Below are 17595 nucleotides of genomic sequence, written 5' to 3'. Positions count from 1 at the left end.
CCCTCACTATTTTTATTGCCGAATATGTCGCCATGCGATAAACCGTTTTTCTAGCTTTGAAACACCCCAATCTGCAAACAATGCTGTAATTGATAAAATGACCATTCCCGCGAATACTCCAGTCGTATCAAACGCACCCTGTGCTTGAGCAATTAAATAACCAAGTCCCTCGGTAGATCCAATAAATTCACCTACAACAGCACCGATCAATGCAAATCCAAAGCTAGAATGTAAACTTGATAAAATCCATGTAAGGGCTGAAGGGATGATCACATGACGTGCTAATTGCCGTTTGCTCGCACCCAATAATCTAGCATTATTTATTAAATTGCGATCAACCTCCCTAACACCTTGGAATGCATTAAAGAACACGATAAAAAACGTCAACACCAAACCGGAGGCAACCTTAGATGACATGCCAAGTCCAAACCATAAAATAAAGATTGGAACGAGTACAACTCGAGGAATGGCATTAATCGCCTTAATGTAAGGACCCAGAATAACTGATAGTAGATCATTTACACCTAAGGCATAACCAAAAATAATCCCAGCAATCCCACCCAAAATAAAGGAAAGAATCGTTTCCTCAAAGGTAGCCAAGAACTGAACATAAAGGGGACCTGCGGTTGTTCCATTTACCGCCCATGTCCATATATGTTTCACGATATCGATTGGGCTAGAGAAAAAGAAAGGATCAATCATTTTTTGGTTAGTTAAAATTTGCCAAGTGCCCATCATGACAATAAATACGGACCATTGCAAACAAAGATTTCGAATCCTAAGCCTTATGGCCTTCCTGCGCACTTTCTCTTTACTCGAAATAACTTCAATATTAACTGGATTTGGAATTGAGTTTATTTGCGTTCTCATAACTGATCATCACCTCATCTTTCAAATCTTCCCAAATTTGTTTATGGATCTTCATAAAATCCGGATCAAAACTTATTTCTGCTACATTACGTGGCCTTGGCAGATCAATTCGGTAATCCCCTTTTATCGTTGCTGCCGGCCCGGCAGTAATAACTATGACACGGTCACTTAATGCAATGGCTTCCTCTAAATCATGAGTAATAAAAAAGACCGAAGCAGATGTTTCCTCCCATATCCGAAGCAATTCATTTTCCATGAGATGACGTGTGTGCACATCAAGGGCAGAAAATGGCTCATCCATTAAAAGAATTTCCGGTTGAACGATCAAGCTTTGCGCTAAAGCCACCCGTTTTCTCATTCCTCCGGAAAGTTGGGAAGGATAATGGCCTTCAAATCCTTTTAGACCAACTCGTACAATCCATTTTCTTGCTTCATCATAGGCATCTGTTTTGTTCATTCCTCGTAATCGAAGCCCCAGGGAAACATTGTCTATAACTGTTTTCCATGGAAACGCATTTTCAGTTTGGAATACACAGGCTGCCCGCTGATTTATTCCTTCCAATTTTTCACCTGAAATGATAATTTCACCTTCTGATGCTGGTTCAAACCCAGCAATCAAGCCTAATGTAGTTGATTTCCCACAGCCTGTAGGGCCAACAATCGAAACAAACTCTCCTTTTGGTATCTTCAAATCGATATTTCTAAGAACGGTATGTGCTTCCCCATTTGGCTTGATAAATTCTTTCGTCACTCCTTTTAATTCCATCATCGCCGGAGTTGCTTGTGCCAAATCCCGATACACTTGTTTTTCTAAAGCACCCACTAGATTCCCCCATTTCTATATTTTTAGGTAGCGTTTACAATTACAATTATAGAAAATTCGAAATAGTATGAAAATATTATCTCGATTTAATTAATAAAAACAATTAACTCAATTGAAACAAATTCCCCAACGAAAAAAATACTATTTTTTGGTGGACTATACTGCAACTTTCAATTTAAAATAAAGATAGGTATTTTTTCAGAAAATTAAAACTAATCAAAAGGAACAAGGAAGTGTGCAGACTTGAAATTTAATAAGAAACAAGTGAAGCTACGTACAAAAATCAATTTTCTCATCTTGTTAAATCTCCTTTTTGTCCTTGCACTTTTTATTCTCTCTCTTTCTTGGATAATGGTTCATCGGGAGTATGATGAGAAAGGAAGAAATGCTTTGGCTGTAGCAAAAACAGTTGCAGGACTTCCCGAAGTCATCGAAGCTTTCAAGGGGCCAAATCCTTCATCGATTATTCAACCTGTTGCTGAAAGTATTCGAAAGAAAACGGGAGCGCAATTTATTGTTGTTTCAAATATGAACTTAATTCGCTACAGCCATCCTGACACATCTAAAATAGGGAGGCATATGGTAGGTGATGATGATAAACAAGTATTGTTAGGGCATGGGAGTATTACGCAGGCAACTGGTACCCTCGGGCTTTCGATCCGAGGAAAGTATCCTGTTTTTGATGGACAACATCATCAGATTGGGATTGTTTCTGTTGGCTTTCTAATGCAACACATATGGAAAAAACTAACCCCTTTAATTATCGAAATCACCTGTATAGGTGCCGTTGCTTTATTCGTTGGACTTATTGGTGCATTTATCCTTTCGGGCCATATTAAAAAACAAATTTTTAATTTAGAGCCTCACGAAATTGCATTTCAAACCCAACAACAAGCGGCCATCTTAGAATCTATTCGTGAGGGAATCATTGCGATTGATACGATGGGTAACATTACGACCTTCAATCGCGAGGCAAAAAATATGATTAAACACGAAAATGATGATCTCATTGGTAAAGCGATTACATCCGTCCTTCCCAGTTCACGATTGACAGAAGTTATTAACGAAGGGATTGCTCATTTTGATCAGCCTATGATTATCGGAAATTCATTAGTGGTTGTAAACAGAATTCCCGTCAAAATTGGTGATAAAGTGATCGGTGCAGTAGGAAGCTTTCGGGATAAACTTCATCTTGACCAGATGGATCAACGTTTGGCTGACATCGGGAAATATGTTGATACCATAAGGAGCCAACGTCATGAATTTATGAATAAACTTCATCTTATTTCAGGTCTTATTCATATGAAGGAATATGAACTTGTTAAAGACATTATTGAGAATGTAAACAGCGAACAGCAAAATGTGCTCAATTTTTTCCTCGCTCGAGTCCGCGATCCAGCAATTGTTGGTGTTCTTATGGGGAAAATGCATCGCGCTAAGGAACTTGGAATCTTGCTTACCATTACCGATGACTCAATTGTTTCGGAGCTTTGTCCCCATCGCGAAACAGTACTAACCATTCTTGGTAATGCAATCGAAAACTCAATGGAGGCAGTACCAACAAAGAAAGAAAACCCTCACCCTCCCACAATTTCAATACATATAGAAGAAAAACAGGAGTTCCTTACTATTCAGGTTGTGGATAACGGGCCGGGAGTTGACCCCAAACTAGGTGATCAAATTTTTGCCGATGGCGGTACATCAAAGGGAAAGGGTCGGGGATTTGGCTTAGCATTAGTTTCTCAATTGGTTTCGAGATTAAAGGGGAGTATCGAAATCCATTCTTCGGAAGAAGGAGCAACCCTGCAAGTAAGATTGCCAAAAATGGAGGTGTAGAACATGAGTAAACAATTATTACGCGTGTTGGTTGTCGATGATGATTTCATGATTGCAAGGCTTCATGGAAAATTTATTTCTGCTCAGAAAGGCTACCAATTAGTTGGAACCGCTCATGGCTACGAAGAAGCAATCAAAATGATTGAAACAGTAGATCCTGATTTACTGCTCTTAGATGTTTACATGCCCGATCATTCTGGTATCGAGCTGTTACGAACCATCCGGTTACAAAATAGACGTTGTGATGTAATTTTAATTACTGCTGCAAAAGAACTTGAGGTCGTTGAAGATGGATTTAGATTCGGGATTCTTGATTACTTAATTAAACCATTTGACCTAAACCAGCTACAAACTTCACTAAACAAGTACTTGAAATTTAAATCACGCCTTTCTCATTCAATCCAGCTTGACCAAGGAACAGTTGATAACTTTAAAAAGCTACGAATATCAGAATCATCAGTTCTCCCGCAAACGCAAAAAGGGATTGATTCAAGAACCTTAGAAAAAATAAAAAAATGTATTACCGCTTCTTCATTTCCATTAAAAGCCGAGCAAATAGCAAATTTAGCAGGCGTTAGCCTATCAACGACAAGAACATACCTTTCCTATATGGTGGAAAAACAGGATTTGATCGAAGAACAACAATACGGAACAGTCGGGCGCCCACTTCGATTATATCGGGTGATAAAATAAGCGTTTTTTTCATAAAAAAGATATAACTTATTACTTATCAAGCTAGGATTTCATTTATAGAAAAAAATGAAGATTTGGAGATATTCTATTTGAAGAAAATAGGAATTTTAATAAGTGAGGTCTATAAAACAAGCAAGCTCCCGCATTTCCCATGAACCTATCCCTAATTATTGGATAAGGTTTTTTTGTTGTTTCAAATTCCTTTTCCCTTTAAAGTAGAGGTATAAACGAAAAATAAGGTGTGTTGTCTTGAAAAAACTCGTATTCTTTTGTTTTTGTATAGTAGGCTTTATCTATCTATCTAACAAAAATGTCATTCCCTCTATAAAACAAGATGAAAGCTTTCTTTATCAATTTCCAAGGCAAGTATCGCAGGATATTATTTCACTGTCCCAACAACTAAAACTAACTAAGCAGGATACTGCTACTCTGCAACCAAAACAAGTCATTGCAAATACAAAACCAAATCCAGTTCGCACTTCAACAGTATCCAATGAAAAGTATCCTCCAACAGTTATTCAAACTTATCGAGTAACATTTGATAAAGGTATATTAGTGGTAACTGGTAAACCAACACCATATGGACAATTCAATAAAGCTACTGGAGTTATTTTAGATATTCAAGAACCAAGGTCCAATTCCAGAACAACCATAAAAGTTCCCTTCACGAATGGAGCCATTCACTATGAGTATCGCCTCCATTACAATGTCGGTGAAGTAATTTTAAACCTTAATGAGTCTTACAAAGGAAAAACAAACGATCCAAATAAAGTATTAGGCTATGCAGACTACCATTTAACAGACGGGGACCCCTATTTATTGCCTAGCTTTATGGTTCAAAGTGATAACCCAACCCTTATTAACCTTGCCCAAAACATAACTAAAGGAAAGCAAACAAATGTTGATAAATCACGAGCTATTTTTGAGTGGGTTGCGAAAAGTGTTTCCTATAATTATCGTTTGGTAAATAGTCCAAAACCACCTTTTTACTCAGCATTGCAGGCCTATCAAACACGCAATGTATTATGCTCCGGTTATGCTGATTTAAGCGCAGCTCTTCACCGTGCAGTTGGAATTGAGGCGAAAGTAAAATATGGGGAAAATCATGCTTGGAATGAAATAAACCTAAACGGGAAGTGGCAGCCTGAAGACCCTACATATGGGTCTGGATTTATTGACCTAAATACGGGGAAATTTGTTCATAGTTATCATCCGGCCTATTTTTTCAAAACAGATAAACATACAAAAGGCGAATATCCTTGGTAGGAACATCGCCGTTGAGTAATCCGCTAGTATATTGGTTTTCTATCAATTGGGAAGTTGGGGTTCTTAACTTCCCTTTTTTCCTTACATCTTGATCAAATTTCACTACCATCAGCACAATCAGTTTCTTCTTCGACATATTCTACTTTAAAATTGAAATAATCCATCATGTTCCCAAAATGTTCTCCTTTAAACACAAAATCCCGTTCCTCAAAATTAACCATTTTGACTTCGCGCCATTCTTCTGTAAAATTATCCTGGGCATAAAATTTAATCGGTTTCTTTTTCTTTACTACTTTCCCATGATTTTTATTCATTTTCCATATCCCCTTCTCTCATTCATTTTTTAAAAAAACTGATCGTGAGGAGCTAGTTTAAAGATGGAAAAGTATAATTGTGAGACAAAGTCATTTACATTCATTATATATTCGAACCCACGATTTCCCAAAGGGCATTTACCTAATTTTACCCATTTGTTCATAACATCAGTTCAATCTCCATAAAACAGTAATAATTAATACCATGCACCTCAAAAATCGTATATGACTCCTGTTAATTTCTCAGATACTTCCCATAATTTTTGCATAGTTTCGGAATGATAAACACCTGAAGCGGGTGTTTCAATCGTCGGGTTTCCTTTTCGATTTCCCCTCCCATCAGGACCGATGTATTCTCCACCTATTAAACTCACTTCTGTTGCTGCATAAATAGTCGGAAGTGCCCCCATATTTGCTGGCTGTAAAAGTACATTCATTAAAGCCTTCAAATACCTAGGTGCGTCTTTTTTTCTCATTTTAAACAGGTTTGTCGAAGAAATGCCAGGATGACTTGCTATACACTTCGTTGAAATTCCATGCTGCTTTAGTCGATTGTCTAATTCTTTTGCAAACAGCAAATTGGCCAGTTTACTTTGTCCATAAAACTTCATTGCTTTATATCCTTTTGACCCATCTAAGTTATCAAAAAAGATCGATGCTCCTCTGTGGGCAATACTGCTCAGTGCTACAACACGGGAATTTGGTGTTTTCTTGAGTAATGGAAGCAATAATCCCGTTAAAGCAAAATGACCTAAATGATTGGTACCAAATTGCAATTCAAAGCCATCTTTTGTTTTCTGATAAGGAGGTATCATTACACCTGCATTGTTTATTAAAATATCTAATGTATCATACCGATTGCTAAAATTATTTGCAAAATCTCGTACACTCGTTAAATCTGCAAGATTCAACTCCATCACCACAATGGCTGCTTCTGGATTCTCTTTTAAAATGGCATTCATAGAATGCTTCCCTTTTTGTTCGTCTCGAACAGCTAAAATAACTTCTGCTCCTTTTTGAGCTAAAGCTTTTGCAGTTTCAAACCCAATACCGCTATTAGCTCCAGTGATTATAATTCGTTTGCCTATTAATTCTTGACTTATCAATTTCAACACTTCCTATTCTGATTTAGACAATTTTCGAAGTTGAAAAAAGTTATTAGTTTCTTATCTATTTAATAAAAAAAGTCTGAAAATTTACAAGTATTTAATATTCTAATCGGAGTCCAACACCTACTTCCTTGACATTAGCTACCTCAGAAATTGCAACTTTAGATTGAAAATCAGTACAATGACATGCATGAATAGTTTCTGGAATAAGGCTCTTAAAATAATTAACAGTATTTTTAATTTGATTTTCAGATGGCTGCAGCAGATGAAACCCACCAATGATATCAAGTATTCGTTCTTCTTGACATACTTTTTTTGCATACTCAATGGTGTTACAGATTCCCGAGTGGGAGCAGGCTACAATAATAACTAGACCATTTTCTGTTTTATAAACCAAGGCAGAATCATCTAAAATGGTATCGTCCTTGCTTTCCTCCCCTTGTTTGATTTTTCCGATTGGCTCCTTTCCTTCAAAGTTAAAAAGGCGTTCAATTTCTCCAAGGAATACAAGCTTATCTGTAAGCCAAATCGGTTCTTTAGAGTATCCTAGCTTGAAATGCTGGGCGATCTTTTCTTCGGAAAGCAAACTGCCAATTTCTTCTCCGTCTAGTAATTTAGTTTGAAATACCTCAGGATGCGCAACAACGGCAGGGATTTTGAAATCTAGCCCCTCAATTTTAGCTTCTGAATAAAGACGAATTAATGGTTCTATTCCCCAAGTATGATCACTATGTCCATGTGAAAGAACAACATAATCTAGTTTTCGTAAATTAATACCCATTTTTTCAGCATTGCGAATATATGCGTTTGAATACCCTACATCAAATAATATCGTTTTGTTCCCATCTTCTATGTAATATGAAACGGCAGGCTCTGCAAGAAAATACCTATCTATAAAGGTGTTATTATCAACTAATACGGTTAATTTCAAATTTATCATCTCCTAAACAATAAAGAAAATTCGTCGATTGGCGAGCCCCCAAGGGCGATGACAGAGGCGTAGTTGCCCTTATGTGCTAGCAGAATTTATGGATATAAATTCTGATTAGCAAGAAAAAAATGCACATGAGATTTCATACGAAAGGACTTGTGCATTTGCTTTGTTATTCTATTGATGGTATCTCAAAAGAGAACTCGTTTCTACTACTATTTTTTAAAATAATTCATTATTTTCATGTACAATGTTTTTATACTTTATATCGGATAAAAATTACTTTTTGCTGAATTTTTCACGTGCAACTCTAATAGCCTCCACGTATAAACCGGCATTCGTTTTAATTTTCAAAAAATCACCAGCTTCAATTGCTTTTAAATTGACCAAGCTGCCACCAATTCCTACAGTTATGGCGCCGGCCTTAATATAAGATTCAATGTTATCTAATGACACTCCACCTGTAGGAATTACTGGAATATGCGGAAATGGCGCTCTTACATCTTCCATATATTTCGGTCCAAGATGACCAGCTGGAAAAAGCTTGACCGCATCCGCTCCCCATTCAATGGCAGTAATCATTTCTGTTGGAGTCATAACACCAGGTATAGCAATTTTACCATAACGGAGGGCAGTACGAATGACCGCTTCAGAGAGACTCGGACTGAAAATAAAATCTGCACCTGCCCCGATCGCCTGTTTAGCAGATTCCAGGTCAAGAACCGTCCCAGCTCCAATAATTGCTTGGCCTTTAAAACGATGGGAGAGTTTTTCGATTGAACGAAACGCGTGAGGTGTATCAACTGTTATTTCAAGTGCTGTTACCCCGCCCTCAATCAGACTTTCTGCCACCTGTACAACCACTTCTTCAGGTACCCGTCGTACGACAGCTATTATGCCACTTTCCACAAGTTTCTCAAGTAATTGGACTTTTGGTAACTTCATTCTCTTCCCTCCAAAATCTTTATCTCAATATTTCCTCCGAGTGGTCTGGAGCTATTTTTGACCAATATGGATATCCTTCCACATCTCCAGTCACTGTGACTGCAGATGCCCCAACACGGTTACCGAGAACCACTGCATCCCGGTAAGACCATCCTCTGAGCAGACCAGAAATAAAACCTGCAGCAAAACCATCCCCTGCACCTACCGTGTCGACAACATGTTCAATCTTGAAACCTTCAATATATTCTTTTATATCCTGTGAATGGCAAAATGCACCCTGTGCACCTAACTTCACAACAACAGTTCCTGCACCATTTTGAATAAATCGTTCGGCTATCTTTTCCGGCGTTATTTCATTTGTAAGTAGCCGACCTTCCTCAATTCCCGGTAAAACGATGTCACATTTACTAGCGATATCCATTAATACTTCTCTAGCTTCATTCTCTGACCATAGCTTAAGCCGAATGTTTGGATCAAAGACAACCATTACATTGTTTTTTTTCGCTACCTCAATTGCATAATAAATGAGTTCCCTGCAAGTGGGACTGAGAGCAGGTGTAATGCCTGTTATGTGTAGAAACCTTGCAGCTATAATGTCACTTTCTTTCAATTGAGCCTGTTCCAATTGACTCGCCGCAGATCCACTACGATAATAATAAACTTTCGGATCACTAGCATTATATCGTTCTTTGAAAAATATCCCCGTAGGATAAACGGGATCAAACGTGACAGAGCTGGTATCTACCCCTTCCCCTCGAATAAAATTTCGAATGTACAGGCCGAAATCATCATCACCTAGACGACTTACCCATTTTACTTGATGACCAAGTCTTGCAAGAGCAATCGCTACGTTTGACTCTGCCCCGCCTACAGTCTTATCAAATTGATGAACATATCTAAGTGGACCTGTTTTTGCGGGATTAAACTGGACCATTGATTCACCAAACGTAATAACATCCATTTAATTCCACTCCTCGTCTAAATTACCACTCTGCAATGCTACCATCTTTATTACGCCAAATAGGGTTTTTCCAATCATGTCCCTGCTCCGCCATCTTCTTTACATGTGCTTCATCTACTTCAATCCCAAGACCAGGTCCTTCTGGAATACCTACAAACCCTTGCTCATACTTAAAGACTGAATGATCTTTGATATAATCTAGCAGATCACTCCCTTGGTTGTAATGAATTCCAAGGCTTTGTTCCTGAATAATTGCATTTGGAGTACATGCATCAACCTGCAAACAGGAAGCTAAAGCAATCGGGCCAAGTGGACAATGTGGAGCAACTGCAACATCGAAAGTCTCTGCCATTGCAGCTATTTTTTTCATTTCCAAAATTCCGCCAGCATGAGAAACATCTGGCTGAATTATATCAACATACCCATCTATTAATAGTTGTTTAAAACCCCATCTCGTAAACTGTCTTTCTCCAGTTGCAATCGGTGTTGTCGTATGTCGAGCAATTTCACGTAATGCTTCATTGTTTTCTGCTAATACTGGTTCTTCAATAAACATTGGATTGTACGGCTCTAATTCTTTGACAAGAATTTTCGCCATTGCTTTATGTACTCGGCCATGAAAATCGATACCAATACCGACATCTTTTCCAACTACTTCTCGAACGGCAGCAATTCGATTAATAACCGCTTCGACGCTTGATGTCGTATCAATATAATCCATCTCTTCAGTCGCATTCATTTTGATTGCTGTAAAACCAGCATCTACCTTTTCTTTCGCAGCATTTGCTACATCACTTGGACGATCGCCACCGATCCAGGAATAAACACGAATTTTATCACGTGCAGCTCCTCCAAGCATTTCATAAACAGGCATATCATAAAACTTTCCTTTTATATCCCATAATGCTTGTTCTATACCTGAAATTGCACTTGAAAGGATTGGGCCGCCACGGTAAAAACCTCCACGGTAAAGCACTTGAAAATGATCTTCGATACGCAATGGGTCCTTTCCAATTAAATATTCACTAAGTTCGTTAACACACGCCTCTACAGTGCTCGCACGACCTTCAATAATTGGCTCTCCCCAGCCTTCCAAGCCATTATCCGTTTCAATTTTAAGAAAGAGCCAACGAGGTGGCACTTTATATAATGATAGTTTAGTAATTTTCATGGTTTCTCTCCTATCTATTATTTTTCCTTGGTTTCCTTAAATATTTCTTTATCCTTTAACACTACCGCCCGTTAATCCTGCAATGATATACCGTTGTGCAACGAGAGCTAAAATAAGGACCGGAGCAGTGATGGTAACCGAAGCGGCCATTAATCCACCCCAGTTGATATCTGAATACGATATGAAGTTAAATATTGCAATCGGTAAAGTCTTCGTCTTATCACCTGCAAGAATGAGTGAGAACATAAAATTGTTCCATGAGAAAATAAATGCAAGAATCGATGCTGTGACTATTCCTGGTCCAGAAATAGGAAGTAAAATCTTAATAAAAGCACCAGGAATTGAACATCCATCAACCCGTGCTGATTCCTCAAGCTCATGTGGAAGCCCTTCAAAAAAAGGAATCATTACCCATATAATAAAAGGCATCGTCACAAGCATATGGCTCAGAATAAGTGCTGTGTACGTGTCAATCATTTGCAATTTTGAGAAAATAATAAACCACGGGATAAGAAAGGAGATTCCCGGCACAATTCTTGCCACAAGGATTAAAAGCCCGAGACCTTGTTGCTTATATTTTGCAATCGAATATGCTGCAGGTAACCCAAGAATCAGTCCAAATATCGTCGCTCCTACACCAACGATAAAGCTGTTCATTATAAAAGTAAGAAATGAGTACTCACTAAATATGCTTTTGTAATTATCAAAGTTTGCCGTTATTTCAAATAATTTTGAGGTATTAAGAATTTGCACTTGTGTTTTAAACGAAGCGAGTACCATCCAAAGGAATGGAAGCAAGAATAATATAAGTGCAAGATAGACGCCGACGTGAGTGAATGCGATTTTTCCTTTTTTTCGTTTTTTTACACTCATAAGTGGACACCCGCTCTCTTCCTTAATAGGATGGTAAAAACACTAATTGTTAGAACAATGAGGAAAAATATCATTAGCAAGGCGGAAGCCTGACCAATTTTGAAATACTGAAAGCCCAACACATACCCGTAGATATTGATTGTCTGTGATGATGTACCTGGTCCCCCTTGTGTTGTCGCATAGATAATATCAAATGTTTTTAAAGCGTCGATCATTCTTAGCAATATAGCAGAGTAAAGAGTTGGTTTTAATAAGGGAAGTGTAATCTTTCGAAAAATCTGCCATGTAGTAGCTCCGTCAATCATTGCCGCTTCATATGGATCCTTCGGTAAAGAAACTAGGCCGGCAAGAACTATTAATGCTATCATCGGAGTCCATTCCCATACGTCTATAATAATCAAAGATGGCATTACGAGTGTTTGTGATGTTAACCATTCTTGGCCTGGAAAACCCAATTTTTGCAAAAACACGTTTGCAATTCCAATATTAGGTTCATAGATAAGAACCCAAATCAATCCGACTGCAACAGGGGTTGCAACCATCGGCAATAAAAACAATGTCTTTACAAGACCTTTCCCAACAATATGTTGGTTCATCAAAATAGCAAGTCCAACACCCAATACCGTTTCGGTTGCAACAGCAGCAATAGTGAAATAAAACATCAACCCCAATGACTTCATAAATAGTTCATCATGGAATAACGTTTTATAGTTTTCCAATGCTACCCATAAAGGTGGATCAATATTAGACATACTCCATTCATTGAAACTCAACCAAAGTGTATATCCCACAGGCATAACCATCATAAGCCCAACAAAAATGACTGCTGGCATTGTAAAAACCCATTTAATGTGACGATCGATCCAATTTGACAAGCTATCTCCTCCTTACTAGATGAAAATTGGATTTTAAAACAAACGGCTTTCGAGTACGCATCCATCATTAAACCTGGATTGCTAACCGAAAGCCGTCAAGGAATATTGGCTAGCTACTATTCCTTATTTCTCGCTATCAATAATTGCTTGAAATTCAGTATTTGCTTTGTCAGCAGCTGCTTTTACGTCTTTACCTTCAATTCCTGCTAAGATAACATCACCAATTGTATCACGTGCTTTACCTACATCAATTACAAGTGGACGATCATAAGAAACGCCATTTTCTCCGCCGTTAACAGACATTGCATCTGCTAAATCTTTAGGGAACTTAGCTGTTCCTTCTGGAGAATTCCAAACAGAAATTCTTGCCCCAGGATTTCCTTCTGCTTGTAGCTTTGTAACCATTTCTTTACTTTCAACCCATTTAATAAATTTCCATGCTGCATCCTTCTTCTCAGAATTAGCACCAATACCAATTGCCCAAGATGTTACATTGTATGGCTTAGATCCATTTGTACCAGCTGGGAATGGAGCAAATCCAACTTTGTCAGATACCGTTGATTTAGATGGATCCGTTGCATTTGTAAATAATGATGATGCATCTGTGTAAAATGCTGCTTTTCCTTGTGTAAATACAGCCATTGCCTCTGGCCAGCTCATATTCAACGTACCTTTAGGACCATATTTATTCAATAGATTTCCGTAGTAGTTAAATGCGGCAATCGCTTCAGGAGAAGTAATAGTTGATTGACCATCCTTCATAAAGTCCCCGCCAAAACTATACAAGAAGCTAGAGAACTGTGTTACAGCTGCAGCGCGTTTTCCACGTGCGACAAAACCAGAAACACCATTTTTAGGATCATTTAATTGTTTAGCATCCTTCTCAAGTTCTTCTAGTGTAGTTGGAACAGCTAAACCAGCTTTCTCTAAAAGATCCTTACGGTAGTAAAGAACTTCCGTTTCCGTTACAAGCGGCAATCCATATAATTTATCGCCATCTTTAACACTACCAAGTGAGGATGGAATAAAATCATCTGTGTATTTATCTTCTTTAGCTACATAATCATTTAGGCTTCCGAAGTAGCCATTCTTATGAAACATTTTCCCGTCTTGAAGAGGACGGAACATTACCACATCAATATTCTTTGAATTAGAAGCAAATTCAACTGAAGTTTTTTGTGTAAGTTGATCCTCAAAATAACTATCAATTTTAACTTTAATCCCTGTTTCTTTCTCGAAATCTGGTAATAGTTTCTTGACTGCCTCTGTCCATGGATGATTAGCAGCGACAATGCGAATATCCTGAACCTTTGGCGCTTCTTTTACTTTCTTTCCAGCTGTTTCTGATGTTCCCGAACTACAGCCGACTAATGCAGTGCTAAGGCCCAATATTAAAGCAAGGGTACCAGCAGTCTTCTTAAAGCCTATGAAATTCTTTTTCATAATTTTCCCCCTCTTTTCTAAATATTCTCTATTATCAGACTTGATAACGGTTTCATTATATTATAGAGAAGTAGATTTTACAACGAATACCAAAAAAATATTTTTTCGTAGATTTGTCAATTGCGAAAAAAATTTATACAGATCCAATTTAATGTATAACTATTTGGTGATGGTTAACCTAATTGATTGGTTTATGGCTAATTATTATGCATACGCTAAAAGTAAATTTCACATAAAATAGCATTCAACAAAGCTATTATTTAAAATTTATTCTTCCATAGTTTGATGGATAAGAAATAAGCTGAAAAAAATTAATCTAGCGATACCATTCCTTGTTTACAGCTTCCCATAACCCATTAAGATATGTTGCACCAAGTGCCCGGTCAAAAAGTCCATAACCTGGTCTCCCTGTTTCACCCCAAATCATTCGACCATGATCTGGGCGCACTGGACCATTGTAATTGAATTCACGGAGAGCACGAATTATCTCATACATATCTAATGAACCCTCTTTTGATAGATGAGCAGACTCCTGGAATGATTTCTTCCCGTTAATCTTGATATTACGCATATGCATAAAGTTAATACGTTGTTTCTTACCAAAATATCGAACCAGTTCAGGGATGTCGTTATCAGAGTTTGCTCCTAATGAACCACTGCATATACATACCCCATTGTTAGCACTATTATAAAGTTCTAAAAATCGATCGATATTTTCTTTATTTGTGATAATTCGAGGCAAACCGAAAATAGACCATGGTGGATCATCTGGATGAATAGCCATTTTTACATTGGATTCTTCAGCGATTGGCATGATTTCATGAATAAAATAGGCTAAATTTCTCCATAAATCTTCCTCAGAAACAGTTTTATACTGTTCTAATAGATTTTGCAGATCTTCTTTCTGGTAGCTTGCATCCCAGCCTGGAAGAGAAAGCTCTCCAGATAAAGGATTCATTTTAGTAACTATTTCTTCATCATAACGTAAGCACGTTGATCCATCTGGAAGCTCATATTCTAATGAAGATCTTGTCCAGTCAAAGACCGGCATAAAGTTATAGCAAACTACTGGAATGCCTGCTTTTCCTAGGTTCTTAATTGTTGTTTTGTAATTATTAATATACTGATCTCGAGTATCAAGGCCTAATTTGATATCCTCATGAACGGGAACACTTTCAATTACATCCAAGGTCATTCCAAATTCTTCAATCTGCGTTTTGAGTTTGATTATTTTTTCATAAGGCCATGCTTCACCCACAGGAATATCATAAATAGCAGATACTATTCCTGTAACTCCTGGAATTTGACGAATGTTTGATAAGGTTACTAAATCACCAGTACCAAACCAACGAAATGTCATCTTCAAGATTATTCAACCCCTTACATTTAGAATATGCTAGTCTTAACACAATCCAGCAGCAGCCAAAAAAGTGTTATTTGTAGCCAATACTATTAGCTATTTTCCTAGAAGTCTCAAGCAATTTTCCAACGATAAAATCCTTTTGTTTTACCATTCTTTCTTTAGGGCCAGCTATACTGATTGCAGCATGAATGATTCGATCTGCGCCAAATACCGGAGCAGCAAAACAAATTAAACCTTCTTCATTTTCCTCGTCATCAATTGAATAACCCATTTCAGCAAATGATTTTAACTGATCTTTAAGTGTCTCTACACTTGTGATGGTCTTTGGAGTAATTGGTTTTAGCTCTAATTTGCTCAAGAGCTCATCTCTCACTTCTTCTGGCAGAAAGGTTAAAAATGTTTTTCCTAAACCAGTACAGTATAAAGGCTTACTTAGGCCAGGTTGAGCGGTTGTCCTTATTGACCGTTTACTATTAATCTTTGCAACATACGCAAGTTCTGAATCTGCTAGTATCGCCATAAATACTGTTTCTTGAACATCTTCCATTAAATCCTTAAGAAAAGGAATTCCTTGTGTAGATATATCCAAAGAATCCAATGCAACATGACCGAGATGAATAAGTTTTGGGCCGAGCCTGTATCTTTTAGAGGAGTCAACAGTTAAGAAGCCTTCCAAAAACATCGTTTCAATCAAACCGGAAGTACTGCTTTGTGGAATTGAAAGAAATTCACTTACACTCTTTATCGTTAGTCCCTCTTGGTGCTGAGCAAGTAACTCAAACACCTTTAGCACACGTTCTGCTGATTTCACAGACATTTTTTTACCTCCATTTAAATCACATATGTGATTTATAATCATGTATGTGATTACACTTTAATGTTATCATAGGGGAAAGTTCTAAACAATATCTATTTTTAGAAGATTTGATCATTTCAGCAAAGCAATGAAGTGACAAAGCGATATTAGTTTGCCAATTATATTAGTAAATGAACATCAGTGTTGGATTTATTTCATCTGAAAAATAAATCCTATGAAGAATACGAATTGGCAGTAAAACAGCCAAGTTATCAAGCAAGTAATGGAAAATTCTTGGATTCACTAAAATCGGCTCCCCTTCAGGAAAGGATTCAAAGTGAGACTAAAGCCTATATTTTAATCTTAAAGGACTCAGGACAAGGCTTCGGACTAACCAAAAGTAACAAAGGGATCTGGAAAGTTAATTGGATGCCTATTCAATAACATAGCCTTATTTTTAACAATTAAAAAGAGCAGCACGGAAGCCAGCTGCTCTTTAACTTATCCTTTTTCCTTCATTTTGACCTCTTCGTAAGGCTGTACGACAACAAACCCATCTCCTTCAAATTTCATTTGAATAGATTCGCCGCTTCCTCTTCCAAGGAATGTTTTCAAACTAATATCCGTTTGTAACTCAGGTTGCAGGTTCCCAGACCAAGCCACAGTTGCGTTTGGATCAGTAATTACAGGTTTTCCTGGTGAAACCAATAGTGTAAGGGGTTCATGATGTGTGGTAATGGCAATCATTCCAGTTCCTTCACATCGTACATTAAATAATCCACCCGCCATCATCCCGGCAATCCGTTTCATCATTTTAATATCCCATTTTATTGTTGGTTCAAATGCGAGAAGATCGTTACCATTAACATATATAGCTTCATTTTGTAAATGTAAGATAATGATCTTTTTACCTTCATCCGCAAGATATAATTTCCCTTGGCCATTAGCCTTCATTAAGGAAGCCCCTTCTCCAGATAACGCCTTCTTGAACGCTGTTCCGAGACCATTCTCTAAAATACCCTCCCTGACGAATTTGATTTGACCATTATAGGCAACCATCGAACCTGCTTTGGCCCAAACTTGACCATCCAGGTTGACTTCAAGCATTCGAGGAGTCTCCAATTCGAATAAGCCCTCGCCTTTATCCTCTTGCTCTGTTTTTTTAATAAATTCATGAATCGAGTATCTGCTCAATACCAACACACCCTTTCTATATTAGTTATTACGTAACCATAGGTATTTATGTTTCAAATTTTGAAGAAAAAAGGAGAATAACGAACAGCGGCAAAAATCTGTTCGTCATTCTCCCGATCATTTCCCACTAAA

At 37.7% G+C, this 17595-nt stretch carries 17 protein-coding genes; 3 read left to right on the top strand and 14 right to left on the bottom strand.

The window, feature by feature from the left end; translation table 11 throughout:
• Positions 1 to 12 precede the first annotated feature (12 nt).
• Together RCG20_RS19720 and RCG20_RS19715 are read right to left on the bottom strand one after the other, a co-directional pair.
• Positions 13 to 870, bottom strand: coding sequence for an ABC transporter permease (locus RCG20_RS19720; RefSeq protein ID WP_308181837.1), 858 nt, complete (start codon positions 868 to 870; stop codon positions 13 to 15).
• Positions 833 to 1693, bottom strand: a complete 861-nt coding sequence (locus tag RCG20_RS19715; protein WP_308181836.1) for an ABC transporter ATP-binding protein — start codon at positions 1691 to 1693, stop codon at positions 833 to 835. Before RCG20_RS19715 ends, RCG20_RS19720 begins: the two co-directional genes overlap by 38 nt.
• A 243-nt stretch (positions 1694 to 1936) precedes the next feature.
• Here RCG20_RS19715 and RCG20_RS19710 point away from each other — a divergent pair, with 243 nt between their 5' ends.
• The 3 genes from RCG20_RS19710 (at position 1937) to RCG20_RS19700 (ending at position 5488) form a co-directional block, all read left to right on the top strand.
• The gene (locus RCG20_RS19710; protein WP_308181835.1) at positions 1937 to 3529 is read left to right on the top strand and encodes an ATP-binding protein; all 1593 of its coding nucleotides are present in this window, start codon (positions 1937 to 1939) and stop codon (positions 3527 to 3529) included.
• 3 nt (positions 3530 to 3532) lie between these two features.
• Complete coding sequence (locus RCG20_RS19705; RefSeq protein ID WP_308181834.1) at positions 3533 to 4222, top strand: response regulator; 690 nt, start codon at positions 3533 to 3535, stop codon at positions 4220 to 4222.
• Between the two features lie 249 nt (positions 4223 to 4471).
• On the top strand, positions 4472 to 5488 hold the full coding sequence (locus RCG20_RS19700; protein WP_308181833.1) for a transglutaminase domain-containing protein: 1017 nt from the start codon (positions 4472 to 4474) through the stop codon (positions 5486 to 5488).
• 92 nt (positions 5489 to 5580) lie between these two features.
• Here the strand turns inward: RCG20_RS19700 and RCG20_RS19695 are convergent, their stop codons facing one another.
• The 12 genes from RCG20_RS19695 to RCG20_RS19640 form a co-directional block, all read right to left on the bottom strand.
• Positions 5581 to 5802, bottom strand: a complete 222-nt coding sequence (locus tag RCG20_RS19695; RefSeq protein ID WP_308181832.1) for a hypothetical protein — start codon at positions 5800 to 5802, stop codon at positions 5581 to 5583.
• 212 nt (positions 5803 to 6014) lie between these two features.
• Positions 6015 to 6908, bottom strand: coding sequence for an oxidoreductase (locus tag RCG20_RS19690; RefSeq protein ID WP_308181831.1), 894 nt, complete (start codon positions 6906 to 6908; stop codon positions 6015 to 6017).
• Positions 6909 to 7008: 100 nt separating this feature from the next.
• The gene (locus tag RCG20_RS19685) at positions 7009 to 7851 is read right to left on the bottom strand and encodes an MBL fold metallo-hydrolase (RefSeq protein ID WP_308181830.1); all 843 of its coding nucleotides are present in this window, start codon (positions 7849 to 7851) and stop codon (positions 7009 to 7011) included.
• A gap of 270 nt (positions 7852 to 8121) precedes the next feature.
• Positions 8122 to 8787 (bottom strand): bifunctional 4-hydroxy-2-oxoglutarate aldolase/2-dehydro-3-deoxy-phosphogluconate aldolase, encoded by a 666-nt coding sequence (locus RCG20_RS19680; protein ID WP_308181829.1) that lies wholly within the window; start codon positions 8785 to 8787, stop codon positions 8122 to 8124.
• Positions 8788 to 8806: 19 nt separating this feature from the next.
• Complete coding sequence (locus RCG20_RS19675) at positions 8807 to 9748, bottom strand: sugar kinase (protein ID WP_308181828.1); 942 nt, start codon at positions 9746 to 9748, stop codon at positions 8807 to 8809.
• Positions 9749 to 9770: 22 nt separating this feature from the next.
• Positions 9771 to 10919, bottom strand: coding sequence for a galactonate dehydratase (gene dgoD, locus RCG20_RS19670; RefSeq protein WP_308181827.1), 1149 nt, complete (start codon positions 10917 to 10919; stop codon positions 9771 to 9773).
• Between the two features lie 48 nt (positions 10920 to 10967).
• Positions 10968 to 11792 carry a carbohydrate ABC transporter permease gene (locus tag RCG20_RS19665; protein WP_308181826.1) on the bottom strand — a complete coding sequence of 275 codons (825 nt, stop codon included), beginning with the start codon at positions 11790 to 11792 and terminating at the stop codon, positions 10968 to 10970.
• A complete protein-coding gene (locus RCG20_RS19660; protein ID WP_308181825.1) occupies positions 11789 to 12667 on the bottom strand; it encodes a carbohydrate ABC transporter permease in 879 nt (292 codons plus the stop codon). Before RCG20_RS19660 ends, RCG20_RS19665 begins: the two co-directional genes overlap by 4 nt.
• Before the next feature lie 123 nt (positions 12668 to 12790).
• Positions 12791 to 14110 (bottom strand): ABC transporter substrate-binding protein, encoded by a 1320-nt coding sequence (locus RCG20_RS19655; RefSeq protein WP_308181824.1) that lies wholly within the window; start codon positions 14108 to 14110, stop codon positions 12791 to 12793.
• A gap of 316 nt (positions 14111 to 14426) precedes the next feature.
• A complete protein-coding gene (gene uxuA / locus RCG20_RS19650; protein ID WP_308181823.1) occupies positions 14427 to 15476 on the bottom strand; it encodes a mannonate dehydratase in 1050 nt (349 codons plus the stop codon).
• Positions 15477 to 15543: 67 nt separating this feature from the next.
• On the bottom strand, positions 15544 to 16290 hold the full coding sequence (locus RCG20_RS19645) for an IclR family transcriptional regulator (RefSeq protein WP_308181822.1): 747 nt from the start codon (positions 16288 to 16290) through the stop codon (positions 15544 to 15546).
• A gap of 480 nt (positions 16291 to 16770) precedes the next feature.
• Positions 16771 to 17463 carry an AIM24 family protein gene (locus RCG20_RS19640; RefSeq protein ID WP_308181821.1) on the bottom strand — a complete coding sequence of 231 codons (693 nt, stop codon included), beginning with the start codon at positions 17461 to 17463 and terminating at the stop codon, positions 16771 to 16773.
• Positions 17464 to 17595: the final 132 nt, after the last annotated feature.

The sequence above is a fragment of the Neobacillus sp. PS3-40 genome (assembly GCF_030915485.1).
GTDB lineage: Bacteria > Bacillota > Bacilli > Bacillales > Cytobacillaceae > JAUZPL01.
Note: the sequence above shows the minus strand (reverse complement) of the source record. Positions and strands in the feature narration are given on the sequence as shown.